This window comes from Promicromonospora citrea, from assembly GCF_013004695.1.
In the GTDB taxonomy this organism is placed as follows: Bacteria; Actinomycetota; Actinomycetes; order Actinomycetales; family Cellulomonadaceae; genus Promicromonospora; species Promicromonospora citrea.
Genome location: NZ_JABEMG010000091.1, coordinates 1 through 19,005 on the forward strand (window position 1 = coordinate 1; position 19,005 = coordinate 19,005).

At 72.4% G+C, this 19,005-nt stretch carries 20 protein-coding genes and 3 tRNA genes; 11 read left to right on the forward strand and 12 right to left on the reverse strand.

The genetic code is table 11. The features are described from left to right. Positions 1-183 precede the first annotated feature (183 nt). Complete coding sequence (msrB, locus tag HLB15_RS16305; RefSeq protein WP_171106821.1) at positions 184-582, forward strand: peptide-methionine (R)-S-oxide reductase MsrB; 399 nt, start codon at positions 184-186, stop codon at positions 580-582. A gap of 27 nt (positions 583-609) precedes the next feature. On the opposite strand, the gene HLB15_RS16310 is transcribed toward msrB, so the two are convergent. After that, on the reverse strand, positions 610-1,149 hold the full coding sequence (locus tag HLB15_RS16310) for a MarR family winged helix-turn-helix transcriptional regulator (RefSeq protein WP_171106822.1): 540 nt from the start codon (positions 1,147-1,149) through the stop codon (positions 610-612). Between the two features lie 233 nt (positions 1,150-1,382). Here HLB15_RS16310 and HLB15_RS16315 point away from each other — a divergent pair, with 233 nt between their 5' ends. After that, entirely contained in the window at positions 1,383-2,807 is a 1,425-nt protein-coding gene (locus tag HLB15_RS16315) for an FAD-binding protein (RefSeq protein ID WP_171106823.1), read from the forward strand. 12 nt (positions 2,808-2,819) lie between these two features. On the opposite strand, the gene HLB15_RS16320 is transcribed toward HLB15_RS16315, so the two are convergent. Then, the gene (locus tag HLB15_RS16320; RefSeq protein ID WP_171106824.1) at positions 2,820-3,323 is read right to left on the reverse strand and encodes a hypothetical protein; all 504 of its coding nucleotides are present in this window, start codon (positions 3,321-3,323) and stop codon (positions 2,820-2,822) included. A gap of 166 nt (positions 3,324-3,489) precedes the next feature. Between HLB15_RS16320 and HLB15_RS16325 the strand changes: the two genes are divergently transcribed. Further along, on the forward strand, positions 3,490-4,350 hold the full coding sequence (locus HLB15_RS16325; protein ID WP_171106825.1) for a glycerophosphodiester phosphodiesterase: 861 nt from the start codon (positions 3,490-3,492) through the stop codon (positions 4,348-4,350). Here HLB15_RS16325 and HLB15_RS16330 read toward each other — a convergent pair. Next, on the reverse strand, positions 4,293-4,904 hold the full coding sequence (locus HLB15_RS16330) for an antibiotic biosynthesis monooxygenase (RefSeq protein WP_171106826.1): 612 nt from the start codon (positions 4,902-4,904) through the stop codon (positions 4,293-4,295). The two genes, HLB15_RS16325 and HLB15_RS16330, sit on opposite strands and share 58 nt — an antisense overlap. Before the next feature lie 585 nt (positions 4,905-5,489). On the opposite strand from HLB15_RS16330, the gene HLB15_RS16335 reads away from it, so the two are divergent. Beyond that, positions 5,490-6,794 carry a M15 family metallopeptidase gene (locus HLB15_RS16335; protein WP_171106827.1) on the forward strand — a complete coding sequence of 435 codons (1,305 nt, stop codon included), beginning with the start codon at positions 5,490-5,492 and terminating at the stop codon, positions 6,792-6,794. A gap of 100 nt (positions 6,795-6,894) precedes the next feature. Here the strand turns inward: HLB15_RS16335 and HLB15_RS16340 are convergent, their stop codons facing one another. Next, the gene (locus tag HLB15_RS16340; protein ID WP_171106839.1) at positions 6,895-7,239 is read right to left on the reverse strand and encodes a metallopeptidase family protein; all 345 of its coding nucleotides are present in this window, start codon (positions 7,237-7,239) and stop codon (positions 6,895-6,897) included. A gap of 89 nt (positions 7,240-7,328) precedes the next feature. Here HLB15_RS16340 and HLB15_RS16345 point away from each other — a divergent pair. From HLB15_RS16345 to HLB15_RS16370, 6 genes are all read left to right on the forward strand, one after another. Next, positions 7,329-7,401: transfer RNA gene (locus HLB15_RS16345), tRNA-Glu, on the forward strand. Between the two features lie 153 nt (positions 7,402-7,554). Further along, positions 7,555-7,628: transfer RNA gene (locus tag HLB15_RS16350), tRNA-Asp, on the forward strand. A gap of 51 nt (positions 7,629-7,679) precedes the next feature. Further along, a tRNA-Phe gene (locus HLB15_RS16355) sits at positions 7,680-7,752 on the forward strand. Positions 7,753-7,858: 106 nt separating this feature from the next. Beyond that, on the forward strand, positions 7,859-8,323 hold the full coding sequence (locus HLB15_RS16360; RefSeq protein WP_171106828.1) for a hypothetical protein: 465 nt from the start codon (positions 7,859-7,861) through the stop codon (positions 8,321-8,323). A gap of 190 nt (positions 8,324-8,513) precedes the next feature. Continuing rightward, positions 8,514-8,957, forward strand: a complete 444-nt coding sequence (locus tag HLB15_RS16365; RefSeq protein WP_171106829.1) for a phage holin family protein — start codon at positions 8,514-8,516, stop codon at positions 8,955-8,957. Then, a complete protein-coding gene (locus HLB15_RS16370) occupies positions 8,954-9,271 on the forward strand; it encodes a DUF3618 domain-containing protein (RefSeq protein ID WP_171106830.1) in 318 nt (105 codons plus the stop codon). The genes HLB15_RS16365 and HLB15_RS16370 overlap by 4 nt, the downstream gene beginning before the upstream one ends. A gap of 62 nt (positions 9,272-9,333) precedes the next feature. Here the strand turns inward: HLB15_RS16370 and HLB15_RS16375 are convergent, their stop codons facing one another. After that, a complete protein-coding gene (locus HLB15_RS16375; RefSeq protein WP_171106831.1) occupies positions 9,334-9,543 on the reverse strand; it encodes a BldC family transcriptional regulator in 210 nt (69 codons plus the stop codon). 630 nt (positions 9,544-10,173) lie between these two features. On the opposite strand from HLB15_RS16375, the gene HLB15_RS16380 reads away from it, so the two are divergent. Then, on the forward strand, positions 10,174-10,386 hold the full coding sequence (locus HLB15_RS16380; protein WP_171106832.1) for a DUF3073 domain-containing protein: 213 nt from the start codon (positions 10,174-10,176) through the stop codon (positions 10,384-10,386). 60 nt (positions 10,387-10,446) lie between these two features. Here HLB15_RS16380 and purM read toward each other — a convergent pair whose 3' ends face one another. From purM to HLB15_RS16415, 7 genes are all read right to left on the reverse strand, one after another. Beyond that, positions 10,447-11,556, reverse strand: coding sequence for a phosphoribosylformylglycinamidine cyclo-ligase (gene purM, locus HLB15_RS16385; RefSeq protein ID WP_171106833.1), 1,110 nt, complete (start codon positions 11,554-11,556; stop codon positions 10,447-10,449). 35 nt (positions 11,557-11,591) lie between these two features. Beyond that, the gene (gene purF / locus HLB15_RS16390) at positions 11,592-13,139 is read right to left on the reverse strand and encodes an amidophosphoribosyltransferase (protein WP_171106834.1); all 1,548 of its coding nucleotides are present in this window, start codon (positions 13,137-13,139) and stop codon (positions 11,592-11,594) included. An 84-nt stretch (positions 13,140-13,223) separates the two neighbouring features. Then, a complete protein-coding gene (locus HLB15_RS16395; RefSeq protein WP_171106835.1) occupies positions 13,224-13,547 on the reverse strand; it encodes a hypothetical protein in 324 nt (107 codons plus the stop codon). A gap of 93 nt (positions 13,548-13,640) precedes the next feature. Further along, positions 13,641-17,663: an ExeM/NucH family extracellular endonuclease gene (locus HLB15_RS16400; protein ID WP_229784897.1), complete on the reverse strand. Its 4,023-nt coding sequence runs from the start codon at positions 17,661-17,663 to the stop codon at positions 13,641-13,643. Between the two features lie 206 nt (positions 17,664-17,869). After that, on the reverse strand, positions 17,870-18,247 hold the full coding sequence (locus HLB15_RS16405; RefSeq protein ID WP_171106836.1) for a sterol carrier family protein: 378 nt from the start codon (positions 18,245-18,247) through the stop codon (positions 17,870-17,872). Further along, a complete protein-coding gene (locus HLB15_RS16410; protein WP_171106837.1) occupies positions 18,247-18,648 on the reverse strand; it encodes a hypothetical protein in 402 nt (133 codons plus the stop codon). Before HLB15_RS16410 ends, HLB15_RS16405 begins: the two co-directional genes overlap by 1 nt. A gap of 61 nt (positions 18,649-18,709) precedes the next feature. Then, on the reverse strand, positions 18,710-18,910 hold the full coding sequence (locus HLB15_RS16415) for a hypothetical protein (protein ID WP_171106838.1): 201 nt from the start codon (positions 18,908-18,910) through the stop codon (positions 18,710-18,712). Between the last annotated feature and the right edge of the window lie 95 nt (positions 18,911-19,005).

The window sequence follows — 19,005 nt, forward strand, 5'->3', positions numbered from 1 at the left end:
CGGCCAGGGCGACTCCGCGGCGCGCCCGGACGGTGCGCCGCGCCGTCGTCGTCGACGCGGCGGCCGGGGCCGGGGCGCGGGCAGCACCAACGCCTCCGCGGCCGGCTGACGAGAACCTGACGGAGGTTCCCGTGAGGGAACAGCGCCGGACCACCGGCAGTTGCTCTGAGCGGAGGTGAAGCGATGACGTACAAGATCACCAGGTCCGACCAGGAGTGGCGCGAGCGGCTCTCGCCGAACGAGTACGCGGTGCTCCGCCAGGCGGGCACGGAGCGCGCCTGGACGGGTGAGCTCCTCGACGAGAAGCGCACCGGCGTCTACCGGTGTCGCGCGTGCGACGCCGAGCTGTTCCGGTCGGACACGAAGTTCGACTCGCACTGCGGGTGGCCGTCGTTCTACAGCCCGCTGGCGGGCGATGCCGTCGAGCTCGTCGAGGACCGCTCGCTGGGCATGGTGCGCACCGAGGTGCGCTGCGCGACGTGCGGCTCGCACCTGGGCCACGTGTTCGACGACGCGCCCCAGACGCCGACGGGCGACCGCTACTGCATGAACTCCGTCAGCCTCACGTTCGAGGAGGGCTGACCGGACGCGGGCACTGGGCCGACAGGCTCAGTGCCCGCTCTCCTTCCACGCCACGATGTCGGCCGAGTAGCGGCCCAGGAGGCGCGCCAGCTCGGCGACGTCCTCCTTCTCCCAGTCGGCGAGAGCACCCTCGAGCATGGCGACCCGGCTCGTGCGCGCCCGCTCGAAGCGCTCGGCGCCGTCGGGCGTGAGCGTGATGCGCTGACCACGGCTGTCCTCGGGGTCGACGGTGCGGTCGACGAGCCCGAGGTCGGCAAGCCGGCTGAGCTGGCGGGACACCGTCGCCCGGCCGACGCCGAAGTACGACGCGAGGTCGGACCCTCTGGCGCCGGGCCGTTCGGCCACGAAGGCCAGGAGCGGGTAGGCGCTCGCCTCGAGCTCGGGATGCACCCGGCGCGCGATCCGCGCCCCGGACGACTGCGCCCGGCGGATCAGCAGCCGGACCTCGCGCTCGAGGTTCTCGAACGGGCCGAGGTCGTCAACGAGGTCGCCTTCGGCGGGCGGGCGGGCGGAGGTGTCCGCCGGGTCGTCGGAGGCGTCGGTCCCGGACTCTGCGCTGGAGAGCATGGGCCCATGATGGCGCCTCACGCGGCGGGATCCCAGCCGGTCACCAGAAATCCCCCGTCCCCGCCCACCGCCACGGCCTGCGGTGATCGACGCCACAGGGGGGTTTGTCGGGAAAATACGGATAACCGCGCAGGATATGCCAGATCTGCACAAGACCTCATCCACGGAAATGGCACCAACGCGGGCATCCGTACCGCTACCGTGGACGCCCGACACGACGCTGAGGGGCAGACATGGCACAGCTCGACCGCCGAACGTTTCTTGCAGGCGCCGCCGTCGTCGCTTTCGACCCGGCCACCTCCCGCTGGCTCACCAGCCTCCCCGAGAACACCACCGGGGCCGTCCGCATCCCTCATCTCGACGGTGAGCTCGTCACCGACGAGGTCGCCCTCGCCGAGGCCGCCACCGACTACGGGAACCTCGCCCACAACCTGCCGCGCGCCGTGCTCCGCCCCGGCTCGGTCGACGACGTCGTCACCGTGGTCCGGTTCGCCAACGAGCACGGCCTGACCGTCGCCGTCCGCGGCCAGGGCCACTCGGCCTTCGGCCAGGCGCAGGCCGACGGCGGCGTCGTGATCGACTCACGCACGCTGGCCACGATCCACGAGATCACGCCCGACCACGCCGTGGTCGACGCGGGCGTGCAGTGGCTCGACCTGGTCCGTACCGCCCTCGGCGTCGGCGTGGCGCCGCCCGTGAGCACCGACTACCTCGGCCTCTCCGTGGGTGGCACGCTCAGCGTCGGTGGTATCGGCGGCGCGTCGCAGCACCACGGCCTGCTCGTCGACAACACTCTGGAGCTCCAGGTGGTCACGGGCGACGGCAGGCTCCTGACGTGCTCGGACACCGAGGAGCGTGAGCTCTTCGAGGCCGTGCTCGGCGGGCTGGGCCAGTTCGCCGTCATCGTCCGCGCCACGGTGCGGCTCGAGACAGCCCCCACGTCGGCCCGCGTCTACACGCTCACCTACCCGGAGGTCACCGACCTGACGGCGGCCCAGCGCACCGCGCTCGCCGACGGCCGGTTCGACTACCTCGAGGGCCAGTTCGTCCCCACGGACGACGACGGCTTCGTGTTCGTCCTCGAGGCCGGGTCGTGGTTCACGACCGAGGAGCCCGACGACGACGCGCTGCTGGCCGGCCTCGCGCCGTCGGGCGTCGACGTCGTCGACATGCCGTACTTCGACTGGCTGAACCGGATCTACGAGACCGTCGAGCAGATCGAGGCGCTGCGGCTGCCGAGCCCGTGGCTGAACCTCCTCGTCCCGGACGCCGCGACCGACGAGATCGTCACCGAGCTGCTCACCACGCTCACGCCCGCCGACGCCGGGGGCGTGGCCCTGCTCTACCCGACCGACCGGACCCTCGTCACGCGCCCACAGGTCCGGGTCCCGGAGGGCCCCGTCTTCTTCCTCCTCGCGCTCCTGCGCGCGGTGAGCCCGCCCGACGACGCCGAGGCCGCGCGGCTCCTCGCCGACAACGACGCGCTGTACGCCCGTGTCCGTGCCGTCGGCGGCACGCAGTACCCGGTCAACGCCCTGCACCTGACGACGGCCGACTGGCGCGCGCACTACGGGGAGCGCTGGCCCCTCGTGCGCCAGGCCAAGGACCGGTACGACCCGCGGCGCGTGCTCACGCCGGGCCAGGGCATCTTCGGCTGACCGACCGCGGGCTCAGCAGAGCTTCTCGAAAGCCTTGAGGCCCTCCACGGTGGAGGCGATGTCGAGCTCGATCTGCTGCTCGGCACCGAGGTCGAGACCCTCCTGGAGCTGCAGGAACGGCACACGGACCTGCTGCACGGGCTCGCGGAACTCCTCCGGCACCCGCGTCTCGAGGCGGCCGAGCTCGACCGCGAGCGCGTGCATCTCGTCGGCCGACGTGCCCGTGAGGCCCCCGGCGGCCCCGACGAGGGCGTCGCCGATCCGCTCCTCGAGCGTCGCGCCCTCCGCGCCGTGCTCCTCGACGTACATGGCGGCGCACGCCTGGTTGGCGTTCAGGGGCGCGTCCGTAGCGGCTCCCTGGTCGGCCTGCTGCGACGTCGTCGCGCTCGGGGACCCGGACGGCGACGCGCTCGCCTCGGCGTCCGGCTCGCCGTCGCCGGTGCAGGCCGTGAGCGTGAGCAGCAGGGCTGCCGCGGCGAGCGCGCCGCGCGCGGTGGCGGTGAGAGATCGGGCCATGGCGCACATGTAACCATCAGGCGCTGAAGATCCGTGCATCGGCTACCTCCGGGGACGGTCGATGAACTGTCCGGGAACGTTGCCGGAACTCCGGCGCCGAACCCGCCGCGGCGACGTAGCGTGGCAGGAGAACCGCAGGCCCGAAGGTTCGACACCGGAGGTCAGCATGGTCGTCCGTCCCGCAGGCAGCACACGGCGGAGCGCCGCGGAGGGCTCCTGGCAGAGCCCACGGCTCGGCACCGCCGTCGTCGCGCACCGCGGTTACTCCGCCGTGGCACCGCAGAACACGCTCGCGGCCGTCGAGGCCGCGTGCCGCGCCGGCGTGGACGCCGTCGAGATCGACCTGCAGCCGACCGCCGAGGGCGCCGGGGCAGTGATCCACGACGAGACCGTGGACGCGACGACCGACGGCACGGGCAAGGTGGCCGCCCTGACCGCGGCACAGGTGCACGCGCTCGACGCCGGGGTGCGCTTCGCACCGGCCTTCGCGGGCCAGCGGGTGCCCGCGCTGGACGACGTCCTGGGCGTGCTCGCGCGACACCCCGGCACCGACCTGCTCCTGGAGCTCAAGGGCTCGTGGGGCACCCGTCAGGTCGAGAAGGTCGCCGCGACGATCGCCGCGGCCGGCTTCGACCGCAGGGTCCTCGTGCAGAGCTTCTGGCCGGGCACGGTCGCCACGGTGCGCGACGTCGCGCCCCACCTGCCGGGCGGGCTGCTCGTCTCGTTCGACCCGCCGGGGCTGCTGCGGCTCTGCGAGCGCCTGCGCGTGGTCGCGTGCAACCCGTCGGTCACGACGGTGACCGGCAGCCCCCGCCTCGTGTCCCGCCTGCACGACGCCGGCCTGCGCGTCATGGCGTGGACCGCGAACGACCCGGCCGCCTGGTCGGCGCTCGTGGCGGCGGGCGTCGACGCCGTCATCACCGACCGCCCCGAGCGCCTCTCCGGCTGGCTCGCGGGGCGCGGCGAGACTCAGCCCGCGTGGAGCCAGCCGTGGAGGCGGCGGGTGACCCAGGGCAGCACCCAGTAGGCCATCACCGGCGTCAGGACGAGCGTCGAGATCAGCACCTTGAGCACGAGGGGGACGCCGTCCCACCCGGGAACCAGGCCGGTGACGAGGGCCGTGAACAGCAGGTTCACGGGGAAGAACCCGAGCCAGATGCTCGTGGCCTGCTTCCACCGGGGCGGCACCACGGAGGCCGCGACGTCGGCGGGCTCGTCGGTGCGCGTCGGGTCGTCGAACCACCCCTCGATGCCCGTGCGCTGCTGGTAGCGGAGCTCCTCGACCAGCCCGGTGCCCTGCGCGAGCCACGTGCGGCGCTCGTCGGACCGCTCCCAGGCGGCGAGGCGCTCGGCGTCGGCGAAGCGGTAGAGCATGTGCCAGTCGCGCGAGCCCTCGGCGGCGCGGATCCAGCCGGAGCCGAGGAACCCGGGCCAGCGGTTGGCGAGGTTGACGCCGGCCTGCACCCAGGCGGTGACCTCGGGGACGTGGTCGGGGTGCACGACGCGGTGGATGGACACGGTCACGGGTTGTCCGGCAGGGGTGGGCTCGGACCCGGGCGCGGCCTGGTGGTGGTGGGCCATGGCCAGAAGTGTCACGCAGCGCGGGGGGCTCCGCCCAGCCAGGACGCCACGGTGTGAGGGCGCTCACCCCGGCTTGTCCGGGTTTCACCGCTACGCCACCATGCGCCCGCGACATGTGTGAGGCATGCCTCCGTCCAGGGGGTTCCGGAGCAACTGGACGGTCGTTCAATATTGAAGGGTTGCCGCACGGCACCACACCCCCTCGCGCCTCCCCTGCGCCGGTTCCGTGCGGCAACCGCCATGACCGTGGATGCCCCTGGCCCCTCCGTGAAGCCTCTTCCTGACGTGCTTCCGGAGGCGAGACCAGCCGGCCGCGCGCGTGGCCAGTCAGCAGCCGGCGTACGCGACGCCGCCCGTCCGAGGGAAGACCGACCCTCACGGTGCCGCACCTACCCGGCCGCGAGAACGGAAGCTCAGCGTGCCCCAGACACCGAACTTCGCCGTGCCCTCCACGCACACCGTCCCTGCCCCCGAGCACAGGACCCTCTCTTGACGCGGACGCACCAGCTCCTCCCCCGTCGTTCACGACGCCCGGGCGCGCACCGGGCCCACCCGACGGTCGCCGTGCAGCGGGTCCACCCCCGCATGACCCGCTCGTCCCTCGCGATCGCCGCAGCACTCACCTCGGCGGCCCTGACCACCACAGCGGCGGTCGGCCTCGCCGGGGGCGACGGCGGCGCACCGGGCACGGCGTCCGCCGCAGAACCGACCGTCCAGCCGTCCCCCACGGCCGACCCCGCCGTCCGCACCGCCACGGAGCGTGCGACCGCCGTCCTCGACGACGCCGACTACGTGGCCCGCGAGGGCGACCTGACCCGCGCGGAGCGCCAGCGCGTCCGCGCGGCCGCCCGCGACCTGCGGGCCGTGGTCGAGAAGGCCAACGACACCGCCGGCGAGCGCCGCCCCGCGGCTGCCTCGCGCAGCACGGGACGCACCCCGCTCGCCGAGCGCGCCTCGGGCGGCTCGCCGGCCGCGACCACGGACAAGACCACGGACAAGACCGTGGACCAGGCCGTGGACCAGGCCGTGGACAAGGCCGCCGGGAAGAGAGCCGACAAGCAGGCCGGGCGGAAGGCCGACGACAAGACGACCGGCTCGAAGGCCGCGAAGCGGGACGTCGAGGCGGCCGCCGACCCCACGGCGCCCACGAACCTGCCTGGCGTCGCGAACGGCACCACGTCGCTCACGCCGCAGGACGCCGCGCGCCTCCCCCTCCTCCAGACGCCGCTCGCCGAGGCGATCGACGAGCCGGCGGACGCGCCGGAGGCGGCCCGTGCGGACGCCCCGACGTCTCCCGCGACCCGGATCGAGAAGAAGACCGCGTCGCTCGAGCGCCTCATCGCGACGACCGATGCCGTCGTGTCGGTCAAGGCCGGCCCGACGCCCGAGGAGATCGCCGCGGCGAAGAAGGCCGCGGAGAAGCGCAAGGCCGCCAAGGCAGCCCGTGCCGCCGAGCGCAAGGCGGCGGCGATGGCCGAGGCGGCGAAGGGCTACGGCAACGGCGAGATCCCGTCCGACGTCCTGTGCTCCGTGAGCTTCGCGCACGGCGAGCGCCTGCGGTGCGACGCCGCGGCGGCGCTCGAGAAGCTGAACCGCGGCTTCCGCGACGCGTTCGGCCGGAACTTCGACCTGACGGACGGGTACCGCTCGTACGGCGAGCAGATCGCCGTCGCGTCCGCCCGGGGCGGCCTCGCGGCCGTACCCGGCACCTCCAACCACGGTTTCGGCCAGGCGGTCGACCTGTCGGGCGGTATCGAGTCGTTCGGCACGGCCGAGCACGCCTGGATGGTCGCCCACGCGGACCGGTACGGGTGGCGGCACCCGGGCTGGGCCCAGGCAGGCGGCAGCAAGCCCGAGCCCTGGCACTGGGAGTACGGCACCCGGGACTGAGCCTCGAGCTCGTCCGCCCACCCGTGGGCAGGGAGCGCCCGTCCGGCACCGCCGGGCGGGCGCTCCCTCGTCCCGACGCCCGGACGCGCCGCTCCCCGGGTCAGCCCCAGCCGAGCTCGTGCAGCCGGTCGTCGTCGATGCCGAAGTGGTGGGCGATCTCGTGCACCACGGTGATCGCCACCTCCTCGACGACGTCCTCACGGGTGTCGCAGATGGCGAGCGTCGGGTTCCGGAAGATCGTGATGCGGTCGGGCAGCGCCCCCGCCGCCCACATGTGGTCCCGCTCGGTGAGCGGCACGCCCTCGTAGAGGCCGAGCAGCTCGGGGTCGTCGGCCGGCGCGTCGTCCTCGACGAGCACCACGACGTTGTCCATCTGCGCCGCGAGGTCGGCCGGGACGAGGTCCAGCCCTTCGCTGACGGCGGCCTCGAAGTCCTCGCGCGTCATCTCCACCACGGCCCCATCATCCCCCGGCCCGACCACACTCCGGACCGTGCGGCGCGACCGTGGCTCGCCTGTAGACTTGCCGCGTCCCAGCCCCCATCGTCTAGCGGCCTAGGACCCCGCCCTTTCACGGCGGTAGCACGGGTTCGAATCCCGTTGGGGGTACGAAGAGGCTCGTCAGAGCCTCGCTCTGACCGCTGTGAGGCAGGTCATCCCGGCTCGGTCCGATTCGATTTCAGATTCGGCCCCGAGGTGGGTTAGGATCCTCACGGTTCGAAACGAGCCCCCCGGATGCGGGAAGCGTCCAAGCAGTTCCAAGGCCCTGTAGCGCAGTTGGTTAGCGCGCCGCCCTGTCACGGCGGAGGTCGCGGGTTCAAGTCCCGTCAGGGTCGCGCGAGAGGCGCCCGGGTTGTCGGTCTCGACTATCCGGGCGTTCGCGCTAGGGCTCTGTAGCTCAGTTGGTAGAGCGTTCGACTGAAAATCGAAAGGTCACCGGATCGACGCCGGTCGGAGCCACAGCAAGAACCCCCGGACCCCCAGGTTCCGGGGGTTCTTCCGTTGTCCAGGGTGAAGAACCGGCTGGCCGCGCCGATCGCGTGCGGCCCCCTGCTACGTTCCCGGCATGGCTTCACGCACTCTCGACATTCCCGGTATCTCGGGCCAGGTCCGCCTCGTTCCGGACGTCTGGTGGAGCCGCAGCTATCTGACCGTGGACGGCAGCAAGGCGCCCAGCGCCGGTAAGCGGGCGTTCGCGCTGCAGGGCGCGGACGGACGCCCCGTGGTGGCGAAGCTCGGACGCACCGCCCTGTTCTCGCCGGTGCCGCCCGTCGAGGTGAACGGGGCGACCTACCTCGCCGTCGAGCCGGCGCCCGTCCTCGTGCGGATCCTCGGCATGCTCCCCATCCTTCTCGTCGCGTTCGGCGGCCTGGTAGGTGCCGTGGTGGGCGTGCTCGCGGTCCTCGTGAACCTCCGGATCGGTGGGAGCGACCTGTCGACCGGCACGAAGAGCTTGCTCATGGTCGGGACGGCCGTCTCGGCCCTCGTGATCTGGCTGCTGGTCGGCGGCATCCTCGTGGCGAGTATCTGATCACCTCCTGAACGCAAAACACCACACGAAACGGCCTTTCCGGCAATTCGTTCCGCACCTGCTGGCGTGGCGTGTGTTTCCTTTCACACGTTTTCGATGAAGGACGCGCCGCCTCTGGAATTGCCGCGTACGCCGTTGACCTGTTGAGTTGTCTTCAACGGCGTACACCGATGCCGGCACGGGAGGGCAGATGATCGAGGACGCGAAGGTCGACGGCCAGGCAGGGCCCACCACGAGCGGCACACCGGATCCTGACCGGCAGGCCTCCCTGGGCAGGCTCGTCGAGCAGATCTCCGAGCAGGCGAGCCGCTTGGTGCGCGCGGAGATCGCGCTCGCCAAGGCGGAGCTCACCGAGAAGGCGACGAAGTCCGGGATCGGGATCGGGCTGCTGGTAGTGGCGCTGCTGATCCTGGCGTACGCCGTCGGCGTGCTGCTCCTGGCAGCCGTGTACGGCCTGGGCACCGTGTGGCCCCTGTGGCTGTCCGCGCTGGTGATCGGCGGGTTCATGCTGCTCGTGACGATCGTGCTGGCGCTCGTGGGCGTCCAGCTGCTGAAGAAGGCCACGACCAAGCCCGAGAGCATCGACCGCGTGCGCGACGACATCGCGTCGATCAAGGAGGGGATGGGCCGATGAGCACTCCGACCACACCGCAGGGCAGCAGCGGCGAGCTCAAGGCCGAGGTGCTGCGCAGCCGCGCGGAGCTGGCCGCCGCGATCGACGAGCTGACGACGCGGCTCAGCCCGGGCTACCAGGCCTCGCGGCTCGCCCAGGAGGCCAAGCAGGCCGCCGGCGACGCCAAGGCGATGCTCACCGGCGACAAGAACGGCCCGGCGCACTCACCGCGCCGGGCCCGGAACGCCAAGATTCTGCTCGGAGCCACGATCGGCCTGGTGGCTCTATCTGCGGCGGTCGTCACGACCGTCGCGCTCAGGCGCGCGCGGGGCTGAGCTGGGGGGCAGCACCCGGCGCGCCTTCGTCCTACCTGCCGGCCAATCCGTCGACGTCCGACTCAGGAGTCGGAGTCGCCCGAGCTGTCTGCCGCTGCACCGAGCAGCGCCCGAACCTCGGACTCCTTGTAGCGGCGGTGACCGCCAAGTGTCCGGATCGACGAGAGCTTTCCCGCTTTTGCCCAACGCGTTACTGTCTTGGGGTCAACACGGAACAAGCTCGCTACCTCGGCAGGCGTGAGCAGGACCTCGGATTCTCCGTGGATAGACATCCCCGCACCTCCTCCGGAACGGTGCCGGCCTGGTCGTACCAGGCGGTTGACGACACCCGCTCTTGCACCATTGTTAGCAGCAAACGGGATTTAGGCGACTTGGGGACGCGGTTTATTTCCTCACTTTCTCGGCCGCTCGCCACGCGCGCCCGTTTCGGGCGAGTCTGGGACACGTGCGACACGCCGCCCACGTAGCGGGCCACACGCCACCGTCACCGCGCACACGCGACGCAACCATCTTCTGGTCACATCCTGACCCCGACAAGGACCTGGCAAAGCGCTCGTGCGAATGCACGCAACGGGTGAAGCGTGAGGCGCGCCACTCCACCCGGAGGCGACCCGGGCCGTCCTGGCGCCTGCACCATCGCCACACCATGCACAGGTCAAACCTTACTCAAGGTCCGGGGCTTCCTCGCCCGGGTCGGGCTCTCCCACGGCAGACCGCCGACTGGCACCCGCCAGGACGCGAATGGTCCGAACATCACACCGGAGGATGGGACGAATCACGTCCACGGACTGGAAGAAACGTCGTACCAGCATGTAACGTTGGAACCTGGACAGACGAAACGCTACGGGGCCGCACGTCCACGCACGGTGCCGCCCCGCTCCTACGTTGAGGGGGTCGGAGCCATGGGCCGCGGCCGTCAGAAGGCAAAGCAGACCAAGGTTGCTCGCGCGCTGAAGTACTACAGCCCGGAGACCAATTATCACGCCCTCGAGCAGGAGCTCAGCGGGAACTCCCGCACGGACGTGGCGACCGAGTCACGGTGGGAACTCCCGGAGGACGAGGAGTACGACAACAGGTACTCCGACTGGGCAGAGCAGGACGGCAGCACACGCTGAGGGTGCCGGCGCCTGCGCGCCGGCCCCACGCCCGGCTCTCCGCCCGGCGGCGTCACCGCCTCAGCCGCGGTAGTCGTTCACCAGCCTGACCGCACCGCCGGACACGCCCTTCGTCCCGGCAACCAGGTCCTCCTGCGCCTCCACGGCATCGAGCGTCCCGACGGTCCCCAGCGTCCAGGCAGGCACGCCCAGCGCGGCGAGCCGCGCCAGTGCCGCGTCAGCGCCGTCCGCACCCACGACCGCGACCATGCCCACGCCCAGGTTGAGCGTGTTCTCGAGGTCGCGGCTCGGCACCGAGCCGAGCTCACGAACCATGCGGAACACCGCGGGCACGTCCCACGATGCCCGGTCGACCGTCGCCACCAGACCGGCGGGGAGCACGCGGGCCAGGTTGGCGGCGAGCCCGCCGCCCGTGACATGCGTGAAGGCGTGCACCTGTGCCGCATCGTCGGCGGCCAGCGCCAGGCAGTCGGATGCGTAGACACGGGTCGGCTCCAGCAGCTCCTCGCCGAGCGTGCGGCCCAGCTCGTCCACGTGCCGGTCGAGCGACCACCCCGCGTGGCGCACCACGGCCCGCACGAGCGAGTACCCGTTGGAGTGCAGGCCGCTGGACGCCATCGCGATGAGCACGTCGCCCTCGCGGACCCGGTCGGGGCCGAGCACACGGTCGGTCTCGACGATGCCCGTCGCGGCGCCCGCGACGTCGTACTCGTCGGGCTCGAGCAGGCCCGGGTGCTCGGCCGTCTCGCCGCCCACGAGGGCCGTGTCGGCGACCTCACACGCCTGCGCGATGCCGCGCACGATGTCGGCGATCCGCTCGGGGACCACCTTGCCGGTCGCGATGTAGTCCGTCATGAACAGCGGCTTGGCGCCCATCACGACGATGTCGTCCACGACCATGCCGACCAGGTCGAACCCGATGGTGTCGTGCTTGTCGAGCGCCTGCGCGATTGCCACCTTGGTGCCGACGCCGTCCGTCGACGTCGCCAGCAGCGGCGCACGGTAGCCCTGGAAGGCCGACAGGTCGTAGAGGCCGGCGAAGCCGCCCACGCCGCCGAGCACGGCAGGACCCTGCGTGCGGCGCACGGCGTCCTTCATCAGCTCGACGGCCTTGTCGCCCGCCTCGGTGTCCACGCCGGCGGCGGCGTACGTCAGGCCTTCGGATGTCACTGGTGCTCCTGCGTCGTTCGTGGGGTGGTTCGTACTCACGGATGGTCGAGCGCGGTCGCCCCGCCGGTGCTCACGGTGAGCTGCCTCAGGCCGTCCTCGGGCGGGCCGAGCGGCAGCTCCGCCTGCTCCAGCAGGTGCTTGCCGAGCTGGTCGTCGGGCGGCAGCTCGATCGGGTACTTCCCCGTGAAGCACGCGGCGCACAGCTGGGACGCCGGCTGCTCCGTCGCGGCGATCATGCCCTCCGTGCTGATGTACCCGAGGCTGTCGGCCCCGAGCGACTGACCGATCTCGTCGACGCCGAGGCCGTTGGCGATGAGCTCGGCGCGCGAGGCGAAGTCGATACCGTAGAAGCAGGGCCACTTGACGGGCGGGGACGAGATGCGCACGTGCACCTCGGCGGCGCCCGCCTCGCGCAGCATGCGGATCAGCGCGCGCTGGGTGTTGCCGCGCACGATCGAGTCGTCCACGACCACCAGGCGCTTGCCCTTGATGACCTCGCGCAGCGGGTTGAGCTTGAGGCGGATGCCGAGCTGGCGCAGCGTGTCGGAGGGCTGGATGAACGTGCGGCCCACGTACGCGTTCTTGGTGAGGCCCTGGCCGAAGGGGATGCCGGACTCCGCGGCGTAGCCGACGGCGGCGGGCGTGCCCGACTCCGGCGTCGGGATCACCAGGTCGGCCTCGACGGGGTGCTCGCGCGCCAGGGCGCGGCCCATCTCGACGCGCGCGGCGTGCACCGAGCGCCCGTTGAGGGTGTTGTCCGGACGCGCCAGGTAGACGTACTCGAACACGCACGCGGCACGCTCGGCCTCCGCGAAGCGCACGGACCGCATGCCGTCGGCGTCGATACAGATGAGCTCGCCGGGCTCGACGTCGCGCACGTAGGAGGCGCCCACGATGTCGAGGGCGGGCGTTTCGCTCGCGACCACCCAGCCGCGGTCGAGGCGGCCGAGCACCAGCGGGCGCACGCCCTGCGGGTCGCGAGCGGCGTACAGCGTGTTCTCGTCCATGAAGACGAGCGAGAAGGCGCCGCGCAGACGTGGCAGCACCTCGAGCGCCGTGGCTTCGAGGGTGCGGTCCGCGTCGCCCGCGAGCAGCGCGGTCACGAGAGCCGTGTCGGTGGTGTTGCCCCGCGCGAGCTCGCCCCGGCGCTGTGCGCCGTAGCGCTCGGCGACGAGGTTCACCAGCTCGGCGGAGTTGGTCAGGTTGCCGTTGTGGCCCAGCGCCACGGTGCCCGACGCCGTCGGGCCGAGCGTGGGCTGTGCGTTCTCCCAGGTGACGCCACCAGTGGTGGAGTACCGGCAGTGCCCGACGGCGATGTGGCCGGTCAGGGCGTTGAGGGCGGTCTCGTCGAAGACCTGGGACACGAGGCCCATGTCCTTGTAGACGAGGATCTGCTCACCGTTGCTGGTGGCGATGCCCGCGGACTCCTGTCCGCGGTGCTGGAGGGCGTACAAACCGAAGTACGCGAGCTTGGCGACCTCCTCGCCGGGAGCCCAGACCCCGAAGACGCCACATGCGTCCTGGGGGCCCTTCTCGCCGGGCATGAGATCGTGGTTCAGTCGGCCGTCTCCGCGCAGAGGCATGCACCGAGTATCCCATGCGAGAGGCAGCGCTCGACCGGCGGCCGGTGTGACCTGTGTGCGTCGGGTGGGCCGCCGTGCCCGCCGTCAGGCCCGGGGCGAGCGGTCGCGCAGGCTCCTGCGGTCCGCGATCACGGCGACCAGGAGGGCGAGCAGCGTGGTGCCGAGGGTGATCGCGGCGGTCAGCACCGTGACGTAGACGCCCGGCTTCATGAGGGCCGCACCCGACGGCGAGCCGACCAGGTACAGCGACAGCGCGAGACCGAGCACGATGCCGACGACCGCCCCGGTCCAGAAGAACGCGCGGTACCGCGGCGCACGGCGCACGGTCGCCGGGTCGACGACCGCGCGCACCTCGACGTCGTCGGGCGCGGGGCCGGTGGGATCGCTCGTTGCCTCGGTCTCGCTCACGCCCCCAGGGTACGCGCCCACCCCGCCGAGGTAGTCACTCCGCGAAGTAGTCACGTGACTACCTGGCCACGTGACTACCTCGGCGAGAGGGGGTTAGTTGATCAGCTTCCAGGGGCTGTGCCTGCCGACGCCCGGGATCTGCAGGATCGTCGGTCGGGTGGCCACGTAGACCTCACCGCGCCAGGACACGGTGTCGCCCCACCAGTAGAGCTTCCAAGGGATCCACGCCGGGGCGGTGGGCTCCTCCGGGCCCGCCGCCTCGACGGTCAGCGGCAGCCGGGCGGTCGTGCCCGAGGGCGCCGCCTCGACCAGGAGCTGGTAGGCACCCGCCTCCGCCCCGGCCGGGACGGTCACGGTCGCCGTCGTGGCGCCGTCGGCCACCGGGCTGGTGCCCAGCGAGACGCCGTCCGCCGCCGCGCCGCCCTCGGGGACGAGGAAGGTCTCGACCGATGTGTTCTGCGGCGCGCCCAGCGAGGTGAGGTCGAGCCCGGAGAGGCTGACCTCGGTCGACGCACCCGCCTGCACCGTGCCGGGCAGCGCCGGGGTCACGGTGCGCGTGCGGGCGAAGCTCGGCGTGAGCGGCGACGAGGTCCTGATGTAGTCGATCCAGGCCTCGCGGTCGACGAGACCGGAGTCCCGGCCGTCCGTGCCCTCGGTGAAGACCCGGAAGTTGTCACCGCCCGCGACGAGGAACGAGAACGTCGCGATGCGGTACTCGGCCTCGGGGTCGACGGGCACGCCGTCGATCGTGATCGACGAGACGTTGTCGCCCGGCGTCGCGTTCGGGTCCGCCGTCGTGGTCGTGTACGACACGTTGTCCGAGAGCCCCAGCGCGAGGTACGGGCGCGACGGCCGGTCGCCGTTCGCGTCCGTCTGCCACTGCTGCTCGAGCAGCGTGTCGAGCTGCGCACCCGTGAGCGTGACCGTCCACAGGTTGTTGACGAACGGCAGCACGGCGTTGGCCTCGGCGTAGGTGATGACGCCGTCCTCGCCCACGTAGAGCTCGTTGCGCAGACCGCCGGGGTTCACGACGCCGATGTCGGCGCCGCCGCGCTCCTCGCTGGACAGCGAGTCGCGCAGGGAGTTGGCCACCAGGTTGCCGAGCGCCGACTCCGACGCGCGGTCGTCGCGGTTGCCGCCCGTCCAGACGCCGTCGGTGTACGACCCGCCCGAGAACGCGGTGGTGATGTCCGCCGTGACCTCGCCGACCGGCTGGGCGCCGATCTCCTCGGCCTCGGCCAGCGCCGCGTCGACGATCTCGTCGACCTCCGCGACCCGCGGGTACGTGGCGACCAGCTCGTCGGCCGGCGTCGCGGTGCGCGCCACGTTCTCGACCGTGTAGTCCCTGACGTCGAACGACTCGGCGTCCACCGTGAGGGAGACGTGGCCGAGGAACTCGCCGTAGTTGCCGGTCTGGATGATCGGTCGGGTGTCGCCGTCGCTACCCGGCACCGGGGCGTCCCACGCGTACTGCTTGTGGGTGTGGCCCGTGAAGATGGCCGCGACGCGCGGGTCGGTCTCCTGCACCAGGTCGGCGAAGGGACCGCCCGCCGCGACCTCCTCCTCGAGCGTGGAGCCGTCCGGGGTGCCCGCCCCCGCGCCGTCGTGCGCGAGCGCGATCACGAGGTCGGCCTCGCCGTTCGCGGCGTCGCCGTCGAGCAGCTCGTCGGTGACGCGGTTCAGCGCCTCGACGGGGTCGCCGAACTCGAGACCCTCGATGCCCGACGGCGTGACGAGCGTCGGCGTCTCCTGCGTGACCACGCCGACGAGGCCGACGTCGACCCCGTTGACCGGCACCACCTGGTACTCCGGCAGCGCCGGCTCACCCGTCGCCTCGTCGTAGACGTTGGCGCCGAGGTAGTCCCAGTCGGCGGCGTCCGTGACGCGGCCGGTGAGGTCGTCCATGCCCTGGTCGAACTCGTGGTTGCCGACGGCCGCCGTGGCCAGGCCGAGCGCGTTGAGCACGTCGATCGTCGGTCGGTCCTGCTGCAGCGCCGAGGCGAACAGCGAGGCGCCGATGTTGTCGCCCGCCGAGACGAACGCGGTGCCCTCCGGGTTCTGCGCGCGCAGCTCCTCGACAGTGCCCGCGAAGCTCACGGTGTTCTCGTCGATCCGACCGTGGAAGTCGTTGATCGCCACGAGGTCGAGGTCGAGGGTGCCGGGCTCGGTGGTGGTGCCGCCGAGGTCGAGGCCGACGAGCACCGGGTCGTGGTCGGACGACCGGAACGGCGACTCGTCGTAGAGGATCGTCGCGTTGTAGTTGTACCGGCTGTACTCGTTCGCCACCGGCTCGTACGCGTTGATGTTCCAGATGTCGGCCCCGGTGACCGCCTCGGCCGCCGCCGGGGAGGCCAGCACGTGGTCGAGCGAGCCGACCATGCCGTCGAAGCTGTACGAGTACTCGCCCGTGGTGGGGCCGAGGTCCGTGTAGCCCGCGCCGGTGAGGACCGCGATCGGGTCCTCCTGCTCGTAGGCGTTGAAGTCGCCGACCAGCAGCACCTTGTCGGTGCCGGCGGCGTCGGCCTGCTCCTGCGCGAACGCGACGAGCGACGTCGCCTGCCGCACGCGCGACTCGTTCGCGGCGCCCTGGCCGTCGCCCTGGTCCTCGTCGCCCGGCCACGGGCCCGGCGAACCCTTCGACTTGAAGTGGTTGGCGACCACGAGCACGTCGTCGGCCGCGTCGGCCGCACCGCCCGCCGGCTGGAAGACCTGTGCCAGCGGTTCGCGGGCGTTGCCGAACGCCTCGTCGCCGATCAGGATCGTGGACGCGCCGACCGGCTCGGCCTCGGCCGTCCGGTAGACGAACGCGTTGCGGATGACGTCCTCGTCCGCCGGGACCTCGGCCGGCGACTCGACGACCGCCCAGGTGCCCGCGCCCTCCGCGGCGTTCAGAGCCTCGACCAGCGCGGTCAGCGCCTCGTCCCGCGGGCCGCCCAGCGCGGCGGTGTTCTCGATCTCGAGCAGCGCGACGACGTCGGCGCCGAGGGCCGTGATCGCCGAGACGATCTTGGCCTGCTGCCGCTGGAAGTCCTCCTCCTCGGCCGCGCCACGCGCGTCGCAGCCGCCCGAGACGGTGACCGGGTCACCCGTGCGGTCGGTGTGGTACGTGCAGCCCTCGAGCTCGTCGCCCGTGGTGCTGAAGTAGTTCAGCACGTTGAAGGTCGCGACCTGCAGCGTGCCGCCCACCGCGGCGGGCGCGTCCTCGCGGGTGTCCTCGAACGTGGCCGGCTGCACGGTGTCGGCGACGTCCGGCGTGAGGTGCGTGCGGGGCTGGAGGCTCCACGCGTCGTAGCGGTAGTCCAGCACCACCGGCGTGGTGAACGTGACGCCGGCACCGACGCGTAGCGGGGCGCCGCCCGTCAGGTAGGGCAGCGGCTTGGACTTGTTGGCGTTCGAGCTGTAGTTCGTCGACGCGCCGTCGTCGAGCAGGATCGCGCGCGCCGCGTTGTCGGCCACCTGCGCGTCGTACTCCGCCGAGCCCGGGCGCCCCACGGTGGTGGGCTGCACCAGCGGCTCGTCGCCCGCGGCCAGCCCGATCGTGCCGTAGAAGTTGGTGTCGTAGTTGTCGGTGACCGTGAAGTCGCCCTGCGGCGCGAGGAGCATGCCCTCGAGCGCCTCGCGCTCCGCCTCGTCGGCGGGCCAGGTGGCGGCCGTCGGCTCCACGGAGGCCGAGGCGTCGAGCACCGTCCAGCCGCCGGCGGCCGGCGTCAGCTCGGTGAGGCCGTTGTACTCGGACACGACGCCGGTCACCTCGACGTGGTCGCCGAGCGCCACGTCGGCCGCCGCGGCGGCGGAGAAGACGAACACGGCGTCGGACGCCCCGGGCGTCGCGTCGGCGTCGCCGCCGGTGCCCGCCGTCTGCAGGTAGAAGCCGTTGAATCCGCCGGTCGGGTAGACCGCCGTGACGACGCCGCGCGTCGTCACCGTCTCACCGACGAGCGGGCTGGCGTCACCGGTGCCCTGGATGTCGGCGATCGGCGTGACGTCGAGGGCCTGGGCGGGCGCGAGCCCGGCGAGGGTGGTGGGGACGGCGAGCGCCGCCGTCAGCGCGGCGGCCACGGCGGGGCGGACCGTCCTCGCGGGTCTCGGTGAGGACCGGAGCGTGCTGGGTACCACGCTGACTCCTTCTGCAGTGGAAGCGGGTGTGCTCGGGTTCGTGCGGCGAGCGCGTCCAACGAACCACGGAACGATGAACGCCCGGTTTCCTCCGGGGACCAGCGGGAAGAATTCCCGCGTCCCCGGGCGGTGCACCGGCCGTTGTGCTCGCCGCGGCTCGTCGAGCGAGCACGCGGGCCGAGAGTAGCGCGCCCCACCGACACGCGCTACGAGCGCGTGGGCTCTTCCTGACCCAGCGGCAGTAGCCCCGAGATGTCCGACCGCTCGCCCGACGCGCGCACGCGCCCGTCGGCTACGGCGTCCGCCCAGGTCACCGCGCCAGTCGCGAGCCCGAGCCAGGTCGCGGGGTCCGTCTCGACCACGTTCGGCGGCGTGCCACGGGTGTGCCGGGGCCCCTCGACGGCCTGCACCGCACCGGCCGGGGGGACCCGGACCTCGACAGAGTTGCCCGGCGCCTGCTCGGCGAGCTCCTCGAGCGTGAAGCGCACGGCCGTCGTCAGGGTCCGCCGGTCCGCCTCGCCCCGCGCCCAGGCGGCGACGGCTGCGCGCCCGGCGTCGGGGTCGGTCCGTCGACGCGGGGGCACTACCGCACCGCCAGGAAGTCGCCGAGCCGGGTCCAGCCGGACCGTTCCAGGCTCGTGAAGTCCGTGCCCGGCACGACGAACATGGCCCGGTCGGTGCCGTTCGACACCTCGGTGCCCGTCGGGTTGGGCGCCAGGGTGCAGCCGGCCACCGTGTCGATGCCCTCGCCGGCCAGGACGAGGCACGTGGAGGCACCGTCCTCGGAGCGGGCGGCGTAGAAGGCGGTACCGCTGTCCTCACCGAGCCGGCGGGTCGTGTCGGCATCGACCGCGATGTCCTCGAGCTGCGCGTCGGTGAGCACGTCCTGCGCCTGCTGCTCCTCGTCGAACAGGGCCTCGAGGTCACGCGCCCCGTCGGACGACGTGCACCCCGCGAGCAGGACTGCCGTGACGAGCGTAGCCACGACGCCCCTCCCCCGGCGAGCGTGAGCAGACGTCATGCGGCCAGTATGACCCAGCGGCCGGTCAGTACCGGTAACCCTCGGCCCGCGCACCCTCGACCGCGAGCAGGTCGGCCGCGACCACGACGGGCAGCTCGCGCGACGCCAGACCCTGGTGGTCCGCGGCGTGCCCGGCCACGTAGCCCTCTCCGACGGCGGGCACCGGCTGCGACATCGGCGCCAGGCGGCGAGGCACGGGCGCGTGCCGCGGCCAGGGCTCCGTCATGGGCACCTCGTCCCGTACCTGCGGGCGCACGGGCCGGTGCGCCGGCGGATGGGACGTGGCCCGCGCCCGGCGCGCCGGCACGGGAGCCGGGGGCG

Bases quoted from the DNA above. Each gene is read 5' to 3' on its own strand.
- msrB (WP_171106821.1), top strand. From the start codon at position 184: ATGACGTACAAGATCACCAGGTCCGACCAGGAGTGGCGCGAGCGGCTC.
- HLB15_RS16310 (WP_171106822.1), bottom strand. From the start codon at position 1,149: ATGCTCTCCAGCGCAGAGTCCGGGACCGACGCCTCCGACGACCCGGCG.
- HLB15_RS16315 (WP_171106823.1), top strand. From the start codon at position 1,383: ATGGCACAGCTCGACCGCCGAACGTTTCTTGCAGGCGCCGCCGTCGTC.
- HLB15_RS16320 (WP_171106824.1), bottom strand. From the start codon at position 3,323: ATGGCCCGATCTCTCACCGCCACCGCGCGCGGCGCGCTCGCCGCGGCA.
- HLB15_RS16325 (WP_171106825.1), top strand. From the start codon at position 3,490: ATGGTCGTCCGTCCCGCAGGCAGCACACGGCGGAGCGCCGCGGAGGGC.
- HLB15_RS16330 (WP_171106826.1), bottom strand. From the start codon at position 4,904: ATGGCCCACCACCACCAGGCCGCGCCCGGGTCCGAGCCCACCCCTGCC.
- HLB15_RS16335 (WP_171106827.1), top strand. From the start codon at position 5,490: ATGACCCGCTCGTCCCTCGCGATCGCCGCAGCACTCACCTCGGCGGCC.
- HLB15_RS16340 (WP_171106839.1), bottom strand. From the start codon at position 7,239: ATGACGCGCGAGGACTTCGAGGCCGCCGTCAGCGAAGGGCTGGACCTC.
- HLB15_RS16360 (WP_171106828.1), top strand. From the start codon at position 7,859: ATGGCTTCACGCACTCTCGACATTCCCGGTATCTCGGGCCAGGTCCGC.
- HLB15_RS16365 (WP_171106829.1), top strand. From the start codon at position 8,514: ATGATCGAGGACGCGAAGGTCGACGGCCAGGCAGGGCCCACCACGAGC.
- HLB15_RS16370 (WP_171106830.1), top strand. From the start codon at position 8,954: ATGAGCACTCCGACCACACCGCAGGGCAGCAGCGGCGAGCTCAAGGCC.
- HLB15_RS16375 (WP_171106831.1), bottom strand. From the start codon at position 9,543: ATGTCTATCCACGGAGAATCCGAGGTCCTGCTCACGCCTGCCGAGGTA.
- HLB15_RS16380 (WP_171106832.1), top strand. From the start codon at position 10,174: ATGGGCCGCGGCCGTCAGAAGGCAAAGCAGACCAAGGTTGCTCGCGCG.
- purF (WP_171106834.1), bottom strand. From the start codon at position 13,139: ATGCCTCTGCGCGGAGACGGCCGACTGAACCACGATCTCATGCCCGGC.
- HLB15_RS16415 (WP_171106838.1), bottom strand. From the start codon at position 18,910: ATGACGGAGCCCTGGCCGCGGCACGCGCCCGTGCCTCGCCGCCTGGCG.